This is a genomic window from Mycobacterium sp. IDUB_24 (assembly GCF_055419385.1).
This window is the reverse complement of the sequence record NZ_JBVAXO010000002.1, coordinates 977,126-995,318: the sequence shown is the minus strand read 5'-3', so window position 1 is coordinate 995,318 and position 18,193 is coordinate 977,126. Positions and strand designations below refer to the sequence as shown.

General features: G+C 64.5%; 16 protein-coding genes. 4 read left to right on the top strand and 12 right to left on the bottom strand.

Annotated elements, in window-relative coordinates:
* Positions 1-14: 14 nt before the first annotated feature.
* The 4 genes from ACZYZF_RS12425 to ACZYZF_RS12410 all read right to left on the bottom strand — a co-directional run bounded on the left by ACZYZF_RS12425 (position 15) and on the right by ACZYZF_RS12410 (position 5,505).
* Positions 15-2,915 carry an MMPL/RND family transporter gene (locus tag ACZYZF_RS12425; RefSeq protein ID WP_463835829.1) on the bottom strand — a complete coding sequence of 967 codons (2,901 nt, stop codon included), beginning with the start codon at positions 2,913-2,915 and terminating at the stop codon, positions 15-17.
* Entirely contained in the window at positions 2,912-3,322 is a 411-nt protein-coding gene (locus ACZYZF_RS12420) for an MmpS family transport accessory protein (protein ID WP_463746001.1), read from the bottom strand. Before ACZYZF_RS12420 ends, ACZYZF_RS12425 begins: the two co-directional genes overlap by 4 nt.
* A 490-nt stretch (positions 3,323-3,812) precedes the next feature.
* Positions 3,813-4,598, bottom strand: coding sequence for a hypothetical protein (locus ACZYZF_RS12415; protein ID WP_463835828.1), 786 nt, complete (start codon positions 4,596-4,598; stop codon positions 3,813-3,815).
* Between the two features lie 10 nt (positions 4,599-4,608).
* Entirely contained in the window at positions 4,609-5,505 is an 897-nt protein-coding gene (locus ACZYZF_RS12410; protein WP_463745938.1) for a hypothetical protein, read from the bottom strand.
* A gap of 224 nt (positions 5,506-5,729) precedes the next feature.
* On the opposite strand from ACZYZF_RS12410, the gene ACZYZF_RS12405 reads away from it, so the two are divergent.
* A complete protein-coding gene (locus tag ACZYZF_RS12405; RefSeq protein WP_463835827.1) occupies positions 5,730-7,058 on the top strand; it encodes an adenylate/guanylate cyclase domain-containing protein in 1,329 nt (442 codons plus the stop codon).
* On the opposite strand, the gene ACZYZF_RS12400 is transcribed toward ACZYZF_RS12405, so the two are convergent.
* From ACZYZF_RS12400 to ACZYZF_RS12365, 8 genes are read right to left on the bottom strand one after another with little or no spacing between them, the layout of a single operon-like run.
* A complete protein-coding gene (locus ACZYZF_RS12400) occupies positions 7,055-7,540 on the bottom strand; it encodes a Dps family protein (RefSeq protein ID WP_463835826.1) in 486 nt (161 codons plus the stop codon). The two genes, ACZYZF_RS12405 and ACZYZF_RS12400, sit on opposite strands and share 4 nt — an antisense overlap.
* 59 nt (positions 7,541-7,599) lie before the next feature.
* A complete protein-coding gene (locus tag ACZYZF_RS12395) occupies positions 7,600-9,384 on the bottom strand; it encodes a DUF2339 domain-containing protein (RefSeq protein WP_463835825.1) in 1,785 nt (594 codons plus the stop codon).
* Positions 9,385-9,427: 43 nt separating this feature from the next.
* The gene (locus ACZYZF_RS12390) at positions 9,428-10,087 is read right to left on the bottom strand and encodes a response regulator (protein ID WP_463835824.1); all 660 of its coding nucleotides are present in this window, start codon (positions 10,085-10,087) and stop codon (positions 9,428-9,430) included.
* Complete coding sequence (gene macS / locus ACZYZF_RS12385; RefSeq protein ID WP_463835823.1) at positions 10,087-11,244, bottom strand: MacS family sensor histidine kinase; 1,158 nt, start codon at positions 11,242-11,244, stop codon at positions 10,087-10,089. Before macS ends, ACZYZF_RS12390 begins: the two co-directional genes overlap by 1 nt.
* A gap of 56 nt (positions 11,245-11,300) precedes the next feature.
* Positions 11,301-12,158 carry a sulfurtransferase gene (locus tag ACZYZF_RS12380; RefSeq protein ID WP_463835822.1) on the bottom strand — a complete coding sequence of 286 codons (858 nt, stop codon included), beginning with the start codon at positions 12,156-12,158 and terminating at the stop codon, positions 11,301-11,303.
* A gap of 10 nt (positions 12,159-12,168) precedes the next feature.
* Entirely contained in the window at positions 12,169-12,921 is a 753-nt protein-coding gene (locus tag ACZYZF_RS12375) for an amino acid ABC transporter ATP-binding protein (protein ID WP_463745999.1), read from the bottom strand.
* 17 nt (positions 12,922-12,938) lie between these two features.
* Positions 12,939-13,844, bottom strand: a complete 906-nt coding sequence (locus ACZYZF_RS12370; protein WP_463835821.1) for an amino acid ABC transporter permease — start codon at positions 13,842-13,844, stop codon at positions 12,939-12,941.
* Positions 13,845-13,851: 7 nt separating this feature from the next.
* Complete coding sequence (locus ACZYZF_RS12365; RefSeq protein ID WP_463745931.1) at positions 13,852-14,739, bottom strand: ABC transporter substrate-binding protein; 888 nt, start codon at positions 14,737-14,739, stop codon at positions 13,852-13,854.
* A 207-nt stretch (positions 14,740-14,946) separates the two neighbouring features.
* Here ACZYZF_RS12365 and ACZYZF_RS12360 point away from each other — a divergent pair, with 207 nt between their 5' ends.
* The 3 genes from ACZYZF_RS12360 to cydB all read left to right on the top strand — a co-directional run bounded on the left by ACZYZF_RS12360 (position 14,947) and on the right by cydB (position 18,183).
* The gene (locus ACZYZF_RS12360; protein ID WP_463745930.1) at positions 14,947-15,537 is read left to right on the top strand and encodes an HdeD family acid-resistance protein; all 591 of its coding nucleotides are present in this window, start codon (positions 14,947-14,949) and stop codon (positions 15,535-15,537) included.
* A gap of 85 nt (positions 15,538-15,622) precedes the next feature.
* Complete coding sequence (locus tag ACZYZF_RS12355; protein WP_463745929.1) at positions 15,623-17,122, top strand: cytochrome ubiquinol oxidase subunit I; 1,500 nt, start codon at positions 15,623-15,625, stop codon at positions 17,120-17,122.
* A gap of 11 nt (positions 17,123-17,133) precedes the next feature.
* On the top strand, positions 17,134-18,183 hold the full coding sequence (cydB, locus tag ACZYZF_RS12350; RefSeq protein WP_463835820.1) for a cytochrome d ubiquinol oxidase subunit II: 1,050 nt from the start codon (positions 17,134-17,136) through the stop codon (positions 18,181-18,183).
* Positions 18,184-18,193: the final 10 nt, after the last annotated feature.

The window sequence follows — 18,193 nt, the reverse complement described above, 5'->3', positions numbered from 1 at the left end:
CGCATCCATGGCTGTCAGCGCTCTTCCCTCTGCAGGATCGATCGCACAAGCTGGCCTCGGCCGGAGGGACGCCCCGCTGCACTGAGCGGCCGTGGATGCACCTGCTGAGGCCACCAGAACCACCGCCCCAGCAGCGCCGCGATCGCCGGTGTCATGAACGCGCGCACGATCAGGGTGTCGAACAACAGGCCGACGCCGATGGTGGCACCCAGCTGCCCGATGGTGACGAGGTCACTGACGACCATCACCAGCATCGTGAACGCAAACACCAGGCCGGCGGCCGTCACCACCTTGCCGCTGCCGCCCATGGCCCGGATGATGCCGGTGTTGATCCCGGCACCGATCTCCTCTTTCATCCGGGACACCAGCAGCAGGTTGTAGTCGGAACCCACTGCCAACAGAACGATCACCGACATCGCCAGCACGACCCAGTTCAACGGCATACCGAGGATGTGCTGCCAGATGAGCACGGAAAGACCGAAGGCCGCGCCGAGCGAAAGTGCCACCGTGCCCACGATCACGAGGGCCGCGACAAAGCTCCGCGTGACCACCAGCATGATGCCGAAAATGAGGCAGAGCGCAGCGACAGCCGCGATCAGTAGATCGTATTTGGAGGCTTCGACCAGGTCTTTCACCGACGCCGCGGTGCCCGTGAGATAGATCGAGGCATTTTGTAGCGGCGTGCCCTTGAGCGCTTCTTCGGCCGCGGTTTCGATCGGGTCGACCAACGACATGCCCTCAGTCGTCGCCGGATCGCCCCGTTGGGTGATGAGCATGCGGGCCGCTTTCCCGTCCGGTGACAGGAAGATGTCCATGACGCGCTGGAAGTCCTTGTTCTCGAAGACTTCCGGAGGCAGATAGAAGGAGTCGTCGTTCTGAGCGGCGTCGAATGCCTTGCCCATCGCGGTGGCATTGTCGTTCGACGTCGCCATTTGATCCATGATCCCGGACATGGTGCTGTGCATCGTCAGCATCATGGTTCGGGTGGATTCCATGGTCGAGATCATCACCGGAAACTGAGCCGCCAATTGCGGCAGAATTGCGTCGAGTTGATCGAGATTGTCGACCAGGCTGACCATCTTGACGGTAATTTGGTCAATACCGTCGAGCGTGTCGAAAACCCCTCTGATCGACGAACATATCGGAATCGTGTAGCAGTGCGGTTCCCAGTAGAAGTAGTTCCGGATCGGCCGGAAGAAATCGTCGAAGTTCGCAACGTGATCGCGCAGTTGACTGGTCACCGTTTGCAGCTCGTGGGTATCGGCGACCATTTGATGCGTGGTGCTGACCATTTCTTCTGTCAGTGCCTGCATGCGCTTGACGATGGCGATCGTTTTGGTCATGTCGTCGGCCTGCACCAGCAGGTCTTCCATTCGATCCTTCTGGAACGGCATCAAATGGGTCTGAGACGCGTTGCTCATGCTGAGCATGAACGGAATCGTCGAGTGTTTGAGCGGCTCGCCGGCGGGACGCGTCGGCGCCTGGACCATGGAGACTCCCGGCACGGATTGCACACCCTTGGCCAGCTTGTTCAGGACCAGAAAGTCGATCGGATTCCGCATGTCGTGGTCGGCCTCGACCAACAGAATATCGGGCGCCATCATCAATGATTGCGGAAAATGTCGGGTCGCCGCCGCGTACCCCACATTGGCGGGGATGTCCTGCGGGATGTAATTCTGGTCGTTGTAGCTCGGTTTGTACGCGGGCAGCGCCAACAGGCCGATGAGCGAAACTGCGCATGTCGCTACGAGAATGGGCCCGGGCCAGCGAACGACCGCCGTGCCCACCTTCCGCCACCGACGGGTGGTGAGCTTGCGCTTGGGTTCGAACAGCCCGAAGCGGCTACCCACGGCGATGACTGCGGGAACGAGTGTGACGGCGACCAAGACGGCGGCAGCCATGCCCACGGCAGTGGGAATGCCGAGAGTTTGATAGACGGGCAGCCGGGTGAAGTGCAGACAGAGAATCGCCCCGGCGATCGTCAGACCGGAACCCACGACCACCTTCGCGACGCTGCTGAACGTCGTATAGAACGCCGCCTCTTTGTCCTCGCCGGCTTGGCGTGCCTCCTGGTAGCGCCCCGTGAAGAAGATGCCGTAGTCGGTTCCCGCCGCGATCGCGAGCGCTACCAACAGATTCACGACGAACGTCGTGATACCGATGACCCCGAGACTGCCGAGTAACGCCACCACCCCTCGGGCCACCGTCAGTTCGACGCCGACAACCACCAGCATGAGAATGACGGAGATGATCGACCGATAGACGAGCAGCAGCATCACGAAGATGACAGTGAGGCTCAAGGAGGTGACCAGCCCCACCGTCCTGTTGCCGGCCGGGCCCAGATCCGCGGCGAACGCCGCGGGTCCCGTGACATAGGTCTTGACTCCCGGCGGCGCCGATATCCGGTCAACGATCGCCCGCATCGCCTCAACGGACTTGACTGCCGAAATGTCCTGGTTGCTGGTGAGGGTCACCTGTACGTAGGTGGCCTTGCCGTCGACACTCTGCGCGGCGCCCTGGGTCATCGGGTCGCCCCAGAAATCCTGGACGTGCACCACGTGCGTGGTGTCGGCCTTCAGCTGACGAACCATCTCGTCGTAATAGCCGTGTGCAGCATCACCGAGGGGTTGATCCCCCTCCAGGACGATCATCGCCACGGCACCCGACCCGGCTTCGCCGAACAGTCGCCCCATGCGCTGCATCGCCTCGAACGACGGTGCGGCGGTGGGATCCATCGCTACCGGATGCTCTTTCTCCACCTGCTCGAGCGAGGGCACGGCAACACTCAGGAGGACCGTGATCGCCAACCATCCCAGGATGATCGGCACCGACAGCACCCGGACCATGCGTGCGATGAACGGGCGGCGCCTGGCTATGGGCAACGGCTCCGTTATCGGCTCACTGTCCGTGCTCATGCGGCCTTCAGCTGACAGAAGGTGAAGGCACTCACGCCAGTCCGGACCTTCTCGTCCTTCACCTCGTCGCCGACGAGGATGCGGCATCCGATCGAGTCAGTATTGCCTTGAGCGGAGATGTTTCCCATCGCCGTCGCATCGGAGATCGGGAAGTCCATCGACCATGGCAGCGGCGCATCCCTGACGAGTTTCGGTTCGGCATCGGCATCGAAATAACTGATGGTCGCCAGCGTCCCCGGAGGACCGAACACCTCGTAAACCAGGTGCTTGGGGTCGTGGGGCCGCTTCTCCTCACGCTCGGCGCTGGTGTACGCGGGGCGGCTCTGGCTGCCGAAGACGCCGTGCAGCCGCGACACAGTGAATCCGCCTGCGACTGCCACAACCACCAGCACGAGCGGAATCCACAGCCGCTTCAGGATCCTGAAAATCGCGCGTTCCTCCGACTGTCTCCGTGCCGGCACCCCGGCGGGTGCTCACTCATGCATTTGCAGATCGGATGCGAACGATCAAGCCCGGAATGCCGTGGCATTCCAGGCCAGACCCTGCACGAAGCTTCCGCAAACGTGCCGCGCCCCTCGATGAGCGCACCCGATCCCGAAGAGTAAACCATGCCCGCGCGTCAATATGGCGCAAACGACTCAGATGATCGGAATCGGTTCAACGCCTTGACAATCACCCAGATGCTGCATCGCTGGCACACCGGCTGGTACCGCCGATGGTCTCCACTGTTCGGGCACTGTTCGGCTGGTGCCAAACGGCCCTGAATATGGGAACCAGCTATGAATCACCGATGAAAGGCCCAGGAAGTGCGCCATTGGTGCAGCCTGCTACCCGGCGGTGATGAATCCATCCAAGCACACGCCTGGATCCGCAATCATGGCGGCAGCCCGACGGCACTCAGGTCACCTCGACGGCCGGCGCGAGTTCCCGGATCGCCTGGCGAATAAATCGGGGCCGGGGCACCGCGCCCGCGGGGTACATGACCGTGATGTGTGATCGCGGGTTGGTGGTGCGGATCGCCCATACGTGGGTGTACGCCACGCCGCGGGCATCGTGGGACGAGTGGGCGACAGCCGTGACACTGTCCCATCGCCGGAATCCCGGATCCTCCTCGGATGGCGGCGAGTAGCCGATCCCCTCGTGAGACAGCCAGAGGTGGGTTCGCCCGTACGACCGGATGGTTCGCGCTGGTATCGCAACAGCCGCCGCAACCAATCCCAGCACAGCCATCGCGGCGATGACCGTCATCCCGACCGCCGCCAACCCCGTCGTGTCAGGGCGGTCGAGACCACCGTGCTCGATCGCTCTCCGAACGAAACGGCCAACACCGGATGCCGTGACGGCGAGGACAACCGCGGCCATGGTCGCGAAGAGCCAGAACACCAGACCGAGCGGACTGCGAACCTGCAGCATGGCGTCGTCAGGGGCGTCCGGCGGTTCAGCCTTCGGTTCAGCGGTGGACGCGCAACGAAAGGCGACGACACCGAATCCCGTCGCCATGATCAGGACGCCCATCAGCGCGGCCCACGGTGAGCCCGACAATTCTCCGCGAGCCCAACCCAGCACTGCGAGTAGACCCCCGACGACCGAGGTGAGGGCCGCGGCGATGAACACCCAAACCAGTGGACCCATCCGGTACACGTCGGCCGTGGACCGCCTGCGGTCGTGCTTGCCGCGCGTCATCGCGGTGCCGCTATGGCAGGAACCGGGCGATCTGCGGTGACGGCAGCGTCTGCGCGGCACGCGCCTGCCGGAATCCCACAGCTCCACCTGCTGCAGTCATCAACAGCATGCCGCCGAGTCCGGGCAGCACCGCGAACAGCAGGTCACTTGTGCTCGCCATGCGCAGATAGTCGGCGTATCCGAGCCGGAAGGATTCCGGCACGGCAGGTACCGAAAGCGGTTGCGCCGCTGGCGGTTCTGACCGCGGTGCAGGATTGATCGGCGCGCTCGGGACCGCCGGCGGCACCCCTGCCGGCGGTCCCGCGGGCACCGGGACCGAGATGACCGGAGCGGGAGGCGCCACCACCGGCGCCGGAGCGGCCGGGGGTGCAGCGATCACCGGAGCGGGTGCGGCGGGAACCTTGGGCGGGGCCGACCGGATGACGATCGTCCGACTGCTCGGGGCCGTTGGCACCGGCGCGAGGTTGGGTGCCCGGCCGAGGTTTCCGTTGGTCGATACCCCTGCCGCTCCGCCTCCTCCGCCACCGGTGACGGCCGCAGTGGGCGCCTGCGCTGTCCCGCCCGACAGGACTGCCGACGGAGCCTGCCCGCTCGTGCCGACCCGGGCCGACTGCGGCGATTCGGCTAATGTCCCTGAGCGGGCCGCCGTCCCCTGAGCCTCGCCGACGCCCGCCGCGGTGGTTTCGGTCTTGGTGGTCCCGATCTTCGATTCGGGCTTGGAGTTCTTGGAAGCGTTCGGCCCGCCGAGGGCGCCACCGGAATTCTTGACTCCGCCGCGCTGCGGGCCCAGCTTGGCCGCGGGACCGGACTTCTTGTTCTTTTTCTTGTGATCGAAGATGTCGTGAATGTCGATACCGAACAAGTGAGCCGAGGCCACCGCGGTGCCGGTCACGCCAGGTCCGGCCACCATGGCACCACAAGCGATCGCACAGCCAGCTGCAGTGTTACGCACCCATGACTGATCCACGAAAGAGATCCCCCCAGAAGAGATCGGCGGCAGTACTGCCGCGCCCGCTGGAACAAGTTCCCATTCTGACATACCGACATTTCGCCGGGTTTGCTGGACCAGATTCGAAATAGCGGTTGCGTCAATGTCGGCCACCCCGTGGCCCACGGCGATAGGCTTTGTCAGTGGCGGTCAGCGAGTTCCGCCGCTCGGTGTGCATTCCCGAGATGGCGTTGGACAACCGCGTGCCGGCCCGCACTCGGCATTACGCCGAGAGCGTGTCGAGCCGACTTCGGGTGCTGACCATCGCGACGTGGATTGCGGCCGCGGTGTCCGGAGGATTCGGGGTCTTCCAACTGGTCCTCGGCGGGCCGATGTGGCGGTTCGGATTCGTCAACCTCGGATCCGCCGCGTTGTTCCTTCTGGTGCCGCTGCTGTACCGGTTCGGTGAACTGATTGCGCCGCTGGTGTTCTTCCTGTTCGCCTACGTATCGGTGTCGGTGATGTGTTTCGCGGTCGGGACCGGCTCGGGCCTGCAGTTCTACTTCGTGGTAGCGGCGTCACTGGCAGTGCTGGTGTTGGGAATCGAGCGCATCGTGCTGGCGGGAACATTGGCGGCACTGGCAGTGGCCGCCGCGATCGTGCTGGAGGTCCTGGTTCCCAACGATCGGGGCCTGGGGCCACCGTGGGCGCTGACAGCGGGCTTCGTCCTGTCAGCCGTCTCGGCCGGAGTAATGGTGTTTGCCACAGTCTGGATTTCGCTACGTGAGATCGCTCGGGCCGAGCATGCGATGGAGGCCGAATACCAGCGATCAGAGCAACTGCTGGGCAATATCCTGCCCATCACGATCGCGCAGCGGCTCAAGGACCCTTCGCGGACCATCATCGCCGACAACTACGACGACGCGTCGATCCTGTTCGCCGACATCGCCGGCTACACCGAACGGGCGAGCGACCTCACCCCGACAGATCTGGTGCGCTTCCTCGACCGGCTCTACACCGACCTCGATGCGCTGGTGGACCGCCACGGCCTGGAGAAGGTGAAGACCAGCGGTGACTCCTACATGGTGGTCGCCGGGGTGCCCAAGCCACGCACTGATCACATCGAGGCACTCGCCTGCCTGGCGCTCGATCTGGCCGACGCCGTAGCCGACCTCAAAGACCCGCGGGGACGCGCGGTGCCATTGCGGATCGGCCTGGCAGCCGGACCCGTGGTGGCCGGGGTGGTCGGGGCCCGCAAGTTCTTCTATGACGTCTGGGGCGACGCGGTCAACGTCGCCTCGCGGATGGAAGCCACCGACGTGGCGGGCCGAATCCAGGTGCCGCAGAACGTCTATGACCGCATCAGCCACGCGTTCGTGCTCGAGGAACGCGGCGATGTCGAGATCAAGGGCAAAGGTGTCATGCACACCTGGTACCTGGTGGGGCGCCGAGACGACGAAGCCGCACGCGCCCGGCTGGAGAATGCCGGTCCGACGCGTGCCGCCTCCTTCGTGCCGCCGATCAGTGGTTAAACCTTGCGGTTTTCCGACTTGATCAGCCACGCCAGCTTTTCCAAACCGTCGATCAACTGGTGCAGGATGTCGGCGGTGGTCGGGTCGAGTGCATCGACCTCATCGTGTATCCCGCGCATGGTCTCCACGGCCGCATAGATCCGCGTGGTGATGAGGTCGACCACCTCGTCGGTGCTGCGCTCGTAGGCCGGGAACTCCGGCAACGTGGTGCTGCCGACGACCGTGTCCGACCGACCGTCGGGTACGGCGTCCAGTGCGCGCATACGTTCGGCGATGGTGTCGCTGCCCTCCCTGGCGAAATCTACGAGCTCGTCGAGCTGCAGATGCAGATCCCGGAAGTTGGTGCCGACCACGTTCCAATGTGCCTGCTTGCCCTGTACGGCCAGCTCGATCAGGTCGACCAGCACCTGCTGCAGGTGGCCGCTGAGCTCGGGCGCGGCCTGGTACCCCTTGATATCGGATTCGATGCGTCGTGTACTCATGCCACCTACAACGGCCACTAATCTGGAATCACTCCAATTTAGAGTGGATGTGAGCACGTTCACACAGGCCGCTGGTCGGCCACCTGATCCTGCTGATTGAGCAACCGCGCATATCCCGCCCCCATACCCAGCAGCGCCAAGCCGACCACGATGAACACCGCGACCCGGAAGATTCCGTCAAGAGTCCCCAGATCGAACAGGAACAGTTTGGCCATGGCCGCCGCCACGAGCGCCATGCCGCCGCCGATCGGCAGCGACCGCTGCGCCTTCGGGCGTCGCGCCGCATGACCGAGCAGGCCGGCCGCCACCGCGATCCAGCAGATGGTCGCCAGCATGTGACCACCGAAGAAACCGGCCCCGGTGCCGGCGATGGCGACACCGGCCGTCACGGCGAACACGGTGACCGCATATCCGGCCACGAGAGCCGCCGCCGCCCACACCAGCCGAACCACTTCCTGATCCCCCACTCCCTCGACAGACCATGCCCAGGAGATCGCAGCGGCCGCGGTGATCGCCAGTACGCTGCCGATCAGCACCGAAACCGTAAGCGCTGCAGACAGTTTCGTGGCTTGGATCAAGGTGCCGGGGCCGCCGGAGTCGAGATAGATCAGGCCCCCGATCACAGCCAGCCCGATCGCAATCCACCGCGTCACACCCTGGCGACGCCCGGCGACGGCGACCACCGTAGCCATCGCCAACAACACCGGACCCGCCACCGGTCCGTCGAAGGCCACCAGCACCGCGATGAGCGCGGCAACCGCCGCGAGTACAGACCAGATCTGACGGACCACGACGCCCACCCCGGGAATGCGCTCGCCGATCGCCACGATCACCACCAAGGCCGCCGCAAGCGCCGCCACCATGAGGGCGGCGATCGCGCGATCGGCGCCGGCAGCGGCGACACACAGCACCGGCAGAACGCCGCAGGCGGTCAGCGCCGCCGTCGCCGACGGTCTGGTGCTCCAGCGCAGCACGAGCAGCCCACCCACCAATGCCAGCACTGCAGCCAGCCCGCAGGTCAGCACGAGTACGAGATCATGCCGACCATCGATTGAGGCCCCAGCCAGCGCGATCAACAACGGCAACGTGACCGCGGCGGTACGCGCGGCGTACAACCCGGTCCAGTCCCTGCCGTACTGGACCGGAAGTGCGGCGGCCGACAACGCCAGCATGAAACCGATCAACAACAGCGTCACGCCGTCGGTCACCACGGGCGCCAGCGCGATCAACGGCACCAGGACCAGCAATCCCAGCTGTTCGGAATTCCACCGCCGCGCCAGCATCAGTCCGCCGCCACTGATTCCGGCGGCCAACATCAGACCGACCGGCGCCGACACCCAGTCATAGATCGTGGTCACGGCGATGACGTCCATGTAAGCGGCCGCAACACCGGTCGCAGCCAACGCGATCGCCCCGATCCGGCCACCGGGCCGGCGATACAGCCGCCGCCCGGCCCCGACCAGCCCGGCCGCCAGCACTGCACCTGCCGCGACCCGGAACTCCGGACGCAGGATGCCCGCCTGGGCGGCCAGCACCAGCAGCAGCACCACACCGGTGAGCGTCACCGCCACCCCGGCCACCGCGAGCGCCTTGCCGATCCAGCCTTCCGAGCGCTCCGGACGGAACGCGGGCACGTGCCTCGGCGGCACCGGCGCGGGAGCGACAGGAGCGGCAGGCCAGGCGACAGGAGCCACAGAAGGCGCAGGGGGCGGTACGGCGGCCGGAGCCTGATCGAGCATTCGCCCCAACTCCCCCAGATCCGCGGACACCCGGTTCATATACGCCGAGATCGCGGCAAGATCGGACGACATCCTGGCGATGACGGCGCGATGCGGTTCACTCATGGGCTCATCGTGACAACAAAACCGGCTGCCGGGATGAGTAGGACTACTCGTCGAGTCCGTGTTCGATGGCGTAGCGGGCCAATTCGACACGGTTGGCCACCTGCAACTTACGGAACGTCGCCTGGACGTGGTTCTCCACCGTGCGATGGCTCAGGGACAGGCGCGTCGCAATCTGCTTGGCCGTCAACCCCTTTGCCACAAAACGCAGCACCTCGGTTTCCCGCTCGGTCAAGCTGGGGGTGGCCGGACCGTCGTCCGGATGTTGCGCGATGCGTCGGTACTCACCCAGGACCAATCCGGCCAACCCGGGGGTGAACACAGCACGACCCTCCGCGGTGGCCCGCACCGCGTCGGTCAGCTCGGCTTTCGACGCGCTCTTCACCAGATACCCGGTGGCCCCGGCTTTTACCGCTTCCAGAACGTCGTCACGCTCGTCAGACGCCGAAAGCACCAGAACCCGCGACGACGGCGACACGGTGAGCACCTCCGCGGTGGCCGTGGCGCCGCTGCCATCGGACAGGCTCATGTCCATCACCACGACGTCAGGCAGCACCACCCCGGCCCGCCTGCGGGCCGAAGCCACCCCATCGGCGGTGGCCACGACATCGAATCCGTCGTCGGCGAGGTCGCGCGCCACCGCGTCGCGCCAGATCGGATGATCGTCGACGACCATCACCTTCAGTGTGGTCTCCGTCTCCGTCATCACTGTCCTTTCTCGAGCGCGTCACGGCCTCCCGATGAGCGGGGCAGCGTGAGTTCCCATTCCGTGCCACATCCTGGCGCGGTGTTCAAATATGCCTGCCCGCCCAGCCAATCCATGCGACCCACAATCGATTTCGAGATTCCCACATGACCTTCGCGGGCTGCCTCCGCCAGCCGTCCGTCACCGATACCGACACCGTCGTCGCGAATGCTCACCGTCACCGAATCGCCCAGGTCCTCCAGTAGCACGAAAACCCGGGCATCCGGCCCGGCGTGTGCGGCGGCATTGTCGAGGGCATTACCGGTCGCGGCGAACAACTCATGGGCGACGTCGTGTTCGAGCAGCACTGGATCGGCCGGCAGGCTGACCGAGACCCGATCTGAGGCCCGCGACCGCAGCAGGGCGCCGATATCGGTGACGCCACCGGTGTGAACCTCCGGTTCGGGGGCGCTGACCAACCTGCGCAACGCGCGCTCCTGCTCCCCGGCGAGCTCAGCCAATTGAGCTGTCTCACCACCGATTTCCCGACCTCGTCGCGAAACCAGGGCGAGCACCTGAATGGCGCCGTCGTGGACCCTTCGTGACAACCGCTCGCGCTCTTCCAACGACGCCGCCAACCGCACCGCACGCTCCAGTTCGGCATGTGCGCGGCGCGCGGTCTGAGCGGCCATTCCCACGGCGAGGCCCACCGCCAGCTCGATGACGATGGTGGCGTTGCGGCCGAGATTGATGCTGACATAGCCCTTCAACGCAGCCGCGGCAGCCATCACGGCCAGCCCGGCTCCCATGCCGCCGACCGGACCGAATTGCAGCGCCGCCGAAATGGTGGCGTTCGTCGCCCACAAAGTGGTGGGCCACGACTGGTTGTCGGCGATCCAGTGCTCGGGTGCCACCAACTCGGTCGAGAGCATGAGCGCCAGGACCACCACGATCTCCGCGATGACCCATGACGGACGACGCCCGAAACCCTGCAGGTAGGCAACTGCACACGCGATGCTCCAGGCGATCAATACCGCGCACAGCACGCCGGCCAGTACCGGACTCGTCAGGTCATCGTTGATCGCGATCTGAAACCCCAGCGCGTACAGGCAACTCAGCAGCCGGAAGATCTGCGCGGCACGCCACAACGGAGTGACCGGGTCCGGGCGCCGCTGCATTGGCCCAGCATAAAGTCGCTCACCGCCGCGCAGGTGCACCGATCGTGAACCTGCGGCTACTGCTCTCCGAGTGCCACTGGCCGATCCGGATCCGACACCCACTCCGACCATGAACCGGGATACAACGCGGCATCCACGCCGGCGGCGGCCAGACCGGCAACCGCGAGCGCCGCGGTGACCCCCGACCCGCAGTAGGCACCGACATCGGTGTCATCTGCCACACCCCGATCGGCGAGCAGCGCCCGTAGCTGGACGTCCGCGGCCAATGTGCCGTGAGGGGAAAGCAACTCGGTGCTGGGCAGATTGACGGCCCCGGGAATGTGACCGGCCACCGGGTCCACGGGCTCGACATCGCCGCGGAACCGTTCCGGTGCCCTGGCGTCCAGCAGCACCTCGACCCCGCTCGTCGCTTGTTCGGCGGTCAGGGTGCGCAGTGCCCCGCGGTACAGGTCGTCATAACGCACCTCGACATCTCCGGGCTGCGGCGTGACCGGACCGGCCTGCAGGGCTTCACCCGCCGCGGACCACGCCGCCAGACCTCCGTCGAGTATGCGGACGTCCTCGATCCCGGCCGCGGTCAACACCCACCAGGCCCGGGCCGATCCGGCACGGTTCCAGTCGTCATAGACCACGGTGGGCACACCCATCCGCATCCCCCAACGGCGTGCGGCCGCCTGCAGGTCGGACCCCGACGGCAGCGGATGGCGGCCCCTACCGGTGACGCGATGGTCGGTCAGATCTGAGTCCAGCGAGACATAGACGGCGCCCGGCAGATGACCACTCAAGTAGGCCTGTTCGCCATCGGGCTCGGCCAACGACCAGCGCACGTCCAGCACAGTGACCGGGTCCCCGGAAGCGACGAGCTCACGAAGTTCACCGGCCGTGACGAACACCTTGTTTCGCGCGGAAGCCACATAGTCGAAGCTACATCACCTTCGACAGAAACTCCTTTGTGCGTTCATGTTTGGGGTTGGCCATCACCTCACGAGGATTACCGGTCTCCACGATGACTCCGCCGTCCATGAACACCAACTTGTCGGCGACTTCACGGGCGAAACCCATCTCGTGGGTGACCACCACCATCGTCATGCCCTCGCCCGCGAGTTTCTTGATGACCGTCAGTACCTCCCCGACCAGCTCGGGATCCAGTGCCGACGTCGGCTCGTCGAAAAGCATCAGCTTGGGGTTCATCGCCAGCGCCCGGGCGATGGCCACCCGCTGCTGCTGGCCGCCCGACAGCTGCGCGGGGTACGCATCGGCCTTGGCTGCCAGACCCACCTGATCGAGCAGATCCTTGGCCCGGGCCAGCGCGGCGTCCTTCTTCACCCGTTTGACGCGCATGGGCGCCTCGACGATGTTGTCCAACGCCGTACGGTGCGGGAACAGGTTGAAATGCTGGAACACCATGCCGATGTCACGGCGCTGCCGCGCGGCATCTCGCGGCGCCATCTCGTGCAGCTTGCCGCCACGTTCGCGATAGCCGATCAGGTCCCCGTCGACGTACAGACGGCCGGCGTTGACCTGCTCGAGATGGTTGATACACCGCAGGAACGTCGACTTGCCCGAACCCGACGGACCGACCATGCACAACACCTCGCCCCGGCCGACGTCCAACGTGACGCCTTTCAGGACCTTCAGGGCACCGAAGTTCTTGCAGACGCTCTCGGCCCGCACCATCGGTTCAGCGGCGGCGGTCATGGATGTGGCTCTCCCATCTGCGCTTTGGCCAGGGCCTGCAGCTGCTTGGAGGTCAGCTTGCGGGACGCACCACGCGCATAATGCCGCTCGAGGTAGTACTGGCCGACCATCAGAATGCTCGTGATCGCCAGGTACCAGGTGGACGCCACCAGCAGTAGCGGGACCGGCTGAAACAGACCGACACCGATATCCTTTGAGCGGCCGTACAACTCGAAGCTGTACGGAATGGCGGTGACCAGCGACGTCGTCTTCAGCATGCTGATGAACTCGTTGCCGGTGGGCGGGATGATGACCCGCATGGCCTGAGGAAGCACGGTACGTCGCATGGTCATGGTCCACGACATGCCAAGCGCGACCGAGGCTTCCGTCTGCCCTTCAGGCACCGAGTTGATACCGGCTCGGATGATCTCCGCCATGTAGGCGGCCTCGTTGAGACCCAGGCCGAGAACCGCCAGCCAGAACACATTCGGATCGGACAGGGTGAATTCGAAAAGCTTGGGGCCGAACGGTACGCCGAACTGAATATTCTTGTAGATCACGGGGACCAGGCCCCACAGCACCAACTGGACATAGATCGGGGTGCCGCGGAAGATCCACAGGTAGGTCCAGGACACCGCTTTGAGTACCGGATTCGGTGACAACCGCATCACCGCCAGGAGCACCCCCAGAACGAGCGCCAGAACCATCGAATAGATGGTCAGTTGCAGCGTGTTCCAAGCAGCTTCCGAGATGCGCTGATCGAACAGGTACTTGCCGTACGTCTCCCACCCGTACGCCTCGTTGGTCGCCGCGCCCCACAGGAACAGCCCGATCAGGACGAGGATGAGGATCGCCGCCACCCAACGCCACGGATGTCTCAGCGGGATGGCGTCGATAGCGGCCGGCGACGATTCATCACTCATGGGCGGCTCAGCTGGTCGCACCGTTGACGACTGGCTTCTCGATCATCCCGTTCTCCGCGCCCCAGTTCGCGGCCACCTGCTTGTACACACCGTTGTCGATCAGATGCTGAAGTGCCTGCTGCAGCGATGCTGCGAGAGGAGAGCCCTTCTGCACCGCCCAGCCGTACGGAGCGGAGTCGAAGATCTCCCCGGCCGCTTCGAGCTTCCCGTTGCTCTGTTTGATCGCGTATGCCGTCACCGGCGAATCAGCCGACATGGCGTCGGCCTGCCCCAGCATCACCGCACTGGTGGCGGCGGTCTGGTCATCGAACTTGACGACGTTGATGGCGGGCTTCCCCGCGTCGACGCATTTCTTGCTGCGCGCCGGCATTTCCTCGGTGTCCTGCACCGTTGCCGTCTGCACTGCGACCTTCATGCCGCACGCATTTTCGGGGTTGATCCCCGCACCTACCTTCTGCGCCCATGCGGAACCGGCGCTGAAATAGGTCACGAAATCAACCTGCTCTTCGCGCTTCTTCGAGTCGGTGAACGACGACATTCCGACGTTGTAGTTCCCGCCCTGAACCGAGGGGATGATCTTGTCGAACAACGACGCCCGGTACTCCGGAGCGAGACCCAGCGTCGCGGCGATCGCATTCATCAAATCGACATCGAAGCCGATGATCTGGCCGCCGGGATCCTTGAATTCGTTGGGCGGATAGGACGGGTCCGTCCCGATGACCAGCTTGCCGCTCGACTTGATCGGCTCCGGCACCGAATTGGCGATCGCATCGACCTTCTCAACCTTGGCCGCCGTCGTCGCCTTGGTTTCGGACCCACCGGATTCGGTATTGTTCGCGCAGCCCGACATCGCGAGCGCGCCACTGGCGGCGACCACCACCGCGAAACGCCACATCTTGCTCCGTCTGGGACGACATCCAACTGTCACGGTTGTCTCTTTTCTCTGTCTGCGGCTGCGGTCGGGCTGTTCCAGATCGAAGACGTTAACGGCCGCCGGGCTCGGATGCAGCGCCGGTAACGGAACCTTAACTACCAGGCTGCAACACCACAGCCTTAACGCAAAAACCGCGATCTACATCTGTGTTTGTGTCAAACTGCCTGCATGGAAACCACTGCTGCCCCAAGCTTGTTGCCACATCTGTGGAAATCGACGCTGGTTTCGGGAATTCTCGCCGTCATCCTCGGCATCCTGGCGTTGGTATGGCCCGGAATCACCATTCTGGTTGCGGCGATCTTCTTCGCCGCCTACCTGTTGATCACCGGTGTCTCCCAGCTCGTCCTGGCGTTCAGCATCCGGTCATCGGTCGGTGGGCGGGTGTTGCTGTTCATCGGTGGCGCCGCGGCGCTCGTGCTGGCCGTGCTCTGTTTCGTCAGCCTGCAGAATTCGTTCGAACTGCTGGCGATCTGGATCGGTGTCGGGTTCATCTTCCGTGGTGTCGCCACGGCGATGTCGGCCATCGGTGATCCCTCACTGCCCGGTCGGGTCTGGGAGATCATCATCGGCATCATCAGCGTGATCGCCGGCATCATCATGTTCGTGGCCCCGAAGGACGGCTTGGTCGCCCTCGCTCAGGTCAGCGGCATCATCCTGATCGTCGTCGGGGTATTCGAGGTGATCTCGGCGTTCGCAATCCGCAGCGAGGCCAAGAAACTCCACTCCTTGATCTCGCCGGAGTCCCCCACCGTGACGTAAGACACCGGTCACGGTCGGCGCTGGGATCCGGGATATCTACTACACTCCGTCGTAGATTGATCTGAGACCTCGAAAGTAGGGCCAGATGGACGCTTTGGACGTATCACGGTGGCAATTCGGCATCACCACCGTGTACCACTTCATTTTCGTTCCGCTGACCATCGGGTTGGCACCGCTGATCGCCATCATGCAGACGGTGTGGGTGGTCACCGGAAACGACAGCTGGTACCGGTTGACCCGGTTCTTCGGCAAGCTCTTCCTCATCAACTTCGCGATCGGCGTCGCGACCGGCCTGGTGCAGGAATTCCAGTTCGGCATGAACTGGAGCGAATACTCGCGATTCGTCGGAGACATCTTCGGTGCCCCGCTGGCCATGGAAGGCCTCGTCGCATTCTTCTTCGAATCCACATTCATCGGATTGTGGATCTTCGGCTGGTCGCGGCTGCCCCGGCTGGTTCACCTGGCCTGTATCTGGATCGTGGCTCTCGCAGTGAACATGTCGGCGTTCTTCATCATCGCCGCGAACTCGTTCATGCAGCATCCCGTCGGGGCGCAGTTCAATCCGGAGACCGGCCGCGCCGAACTGACCAGCATCGTCGCGCTCTTCACCAACAACACCGCGATCGCCGCCTTCAGCCACGCTGTCGCGGGCTCATTCCTGACCGCAGGCACGTTCGTAGCGTGCGTATGCGCGTGGTGGATGGTGCGCTCGCGGCACCGTGGTGAGGACGCGGAGGGCGCAAAAGGCACGGCCGCCGCTAACCCGATTGCCGGCACCGCCGGCTCGATGTTCCGCCCCGCCACGATCCTGGGCTGCTGGGTCATGCTGATCTCCGCGGTCGCGTTGTTCTTCACCGGAGACGCACAGGGCAAGCTGATGTTCCAACAGCAGCCCATGAAGATGGCCTCGGCAGAATCCTTGTGCAACAGCAAGACCGATCCCAACTTCTCAGTGCTGACGGTCGGCACCCACAACAACTGCGACAGTGTCGTACACCTCATCGAGGTGCCCTATGTGCTGCCGTTCCTGGCCGAGGGCAAGTTCACCGGCGTTCACCTCGACGGTGTCAAGGACCTGCAGGCGCAGTTCGAGGAGAAGTTCGGCCCCGGTGACTACCGTCCGAATCTCTTTGTCACGTACTGGTCATTCCGGGCGATGATCGGATTCCTGGCGGTGCCTGGGTTGTTCGCGCTCGCCGCGCTGTGGCTGACCCGGGGCGGGAGGATCCCGCGACACCGCTGGTTCAGCTGGTTCGCCCTGCTGACGATTCCCACCCCTTTCCTGGCCAACAGCGCCGGTTGGGTGTTCACCGAGATGGGTCGCCAGCCCTGGGTCGTGGTGCCGAATCCGACCGGTGATCAAGACATCCGGTTGACTGTCGCCCAGGGTGTCTCCGGGCATTCGGCGGGGCTGGTATGGCTTTCACTGATCACCTTCACCCTCCTGTACGCGGTACTGGCGGTCGTGTGGTTCTTCCTACTCCGCCGCTACATCGTCGAGGGACCGCTGGAACACGACTCCGAACCTGCCCCGCCGACGCCACCGGGCGATGACGAAGTCGCGCCGTTGTCGTTCGCCTACTGAGGAGCGGATCGATGGGATTACAAGAACTCTGGTTCATCCTGCTGACAGTCCTGTTCCTGGGATTCTTCATCCTCGAGGGATTCGACTTCGGCGTCGGGATGCTGATGGCATTCTTCGGCCGAACCGCCGCGGGCCGGGGCGAGGACCCCGAACCGTACCGCCGTGCCGCACTCAACACCATCGGCCCGGTATGGGACGGCAACGAAGTCTGGCTGATCACCGCGGGCGGAGCGATGTTCGCCGCCTTCCCGGAGATGTACGCCACGGTGTTCTCCGGGCTGTACCTACCGCTTCTGGCCATCCTGTTGTCGATGATCGTCCGCGTCGTGGCGATCGAATGGCGCGGCAAGATCGACGACCACGGGTGGAGGCGATGGGCCGACATCGCCATCGCGATCGGCTCCTGGGCACCCGCCATCCTGTGGGGCGTCGCGTTCGCCGGACTCGTGCGTGGCCTGCCGGTCGACGCCGATCGGCAGATGCACCTGTCGTTCGGTGACATCCTCAACCCCTACACACTGCTCGGCGGCTTGGCGACCGGTGCACTGTTCGCACTGCACGGCGCGGTGTTCGTCGCACTGAAGACCAGCGGCCAGATCCGCACGGACGCATTCCAATTCGCCGCGCGGTTGGCGATTCCGGCCACGGTTCTGGTGGCCGGTTTCGGCATCTGGACACAATTGGCCCACGGCAAGAGTTGGACGTGGTTCCTCCTCGCGGCTGCGGTGCTGGCACAGCTGGCGGCCGTCACCCGGATTTACCAACGCAGTGGCGAGGGATGGGCCTTCATCTATACGACCATTGTGGTTGCCGCCGTGATAATTCTGCTGTTCGGATCGTTGTTCCCGAATCTGGTGCCTTCGACCCTGAACCCCGACTGGAGCCTGACCATCCACAACGCCTCGTCCTCGCCCTACACGCTCAAGATCATGACGTGGGCGGCGCTGGTTTTCGCACCACTGGTGGTGATCTACCAAGCTTGGACGTACTGGGTGTTCAGCAAGCGGATCTCCGCCGATCGGATACCGGCACCGGTTGGACTGTCGCGGCGGTCAGCCTGAATCTCTGGCG

What these genes read in the sequence shown, in the direction of transcription:
- cydB (WP_463835820.1), top strand. Translation starts at nt 17,134, where the DNA reads ATGGGATTACAAGAACTCTGGTTCATCCTGCTGACAGTCCTGTTCCTG.
- ACZYZF_RS12370 (WP_463835821.1), bottom strand. Translation starts at nt 13,844, where the DNA reads ATGAGTGATGAATCGTCGCCGGCCGCTATCGACGCCATCCCGCTGAGA.
- ACZYZF_RS12375 (WP_463745999.1), bottom strand. Translation starts at nt 12,921, where the DNA reads ATGGTGCGGGCCGAGAGCGTCTGCAAGAACTTCGGTGCCCTGAAGGTC.
- ACZYZF_RS12415 (WP_463835828.1), bottom strand. Translation starts at nt 4,598, where the DNA reads ATGACGCGCGGCAAGCACGACCGCAGGCGGTCCACGGCCGACGTGTAC.
- ACZYZF_RS12355 (WP_463745929.1), top strand. Translation starts at nt 15,623, where the DNA reads ATGGACGCTTTGGACGTATCACGGTGGCAATTCGGCATCACCACCGTG.
- ACZYZF_RS12395 (WP_463835825.1), bottom strand. Translation starts at nt 9,384, where the DNA reads ATGAGTGAACCGCATCGCGCCGTCATCGCCAGGATGTCGTCCGATCTT.
- ACZYZF_RS12365 (WP_463745931.1), bottom strand. Translation starts at nt 14,739, where the DNA reads ATGTGGCGTTTCGCGGTGGTGGTCGCCGCCAGTGGCGCGCTCGCGATG.
- ACZYZF_RS12425 (WP_463835829.1), bottom strand. Translation starts at nt 2,915, where the DNA reads ATGAGCACGGACAGTGAGCCGATAACGGAGCCGTTGCCCATAGCCAGG.
- macS (WP_463835823.1), bottom strand. Translation starts at nt 11,244, where the DNA reads ATGCAGCGGCGCCCGGACCCGGTCACTCCGTTGTGGCGTGCCGCGCAG.
- ACZYZF_RS12400 (WP_463835826.1), bottom strand. Translation starts at nt 7,540, where the DNA reads ATGAGTACACGACGCATCGAATCCGATATCAAGGGGTACCAGGCCGCG.
- ACZYZF_RS12390 (WP_463835824.1), bottom strand. Translation starts at nt 10,087, where the DNA reads ATGACGGAGACGGAGACCACACTGAAGGTGATGGTCGTCGACGATCAT.
- ACZYZF_RS12360 (WP_463745930.1), top strand. Translation starts at nt 14,947, where the DNA reads ATGGAAACCACTGCTGCCCCAAGCTTGTTGCCACATCTGTGGAAATCG.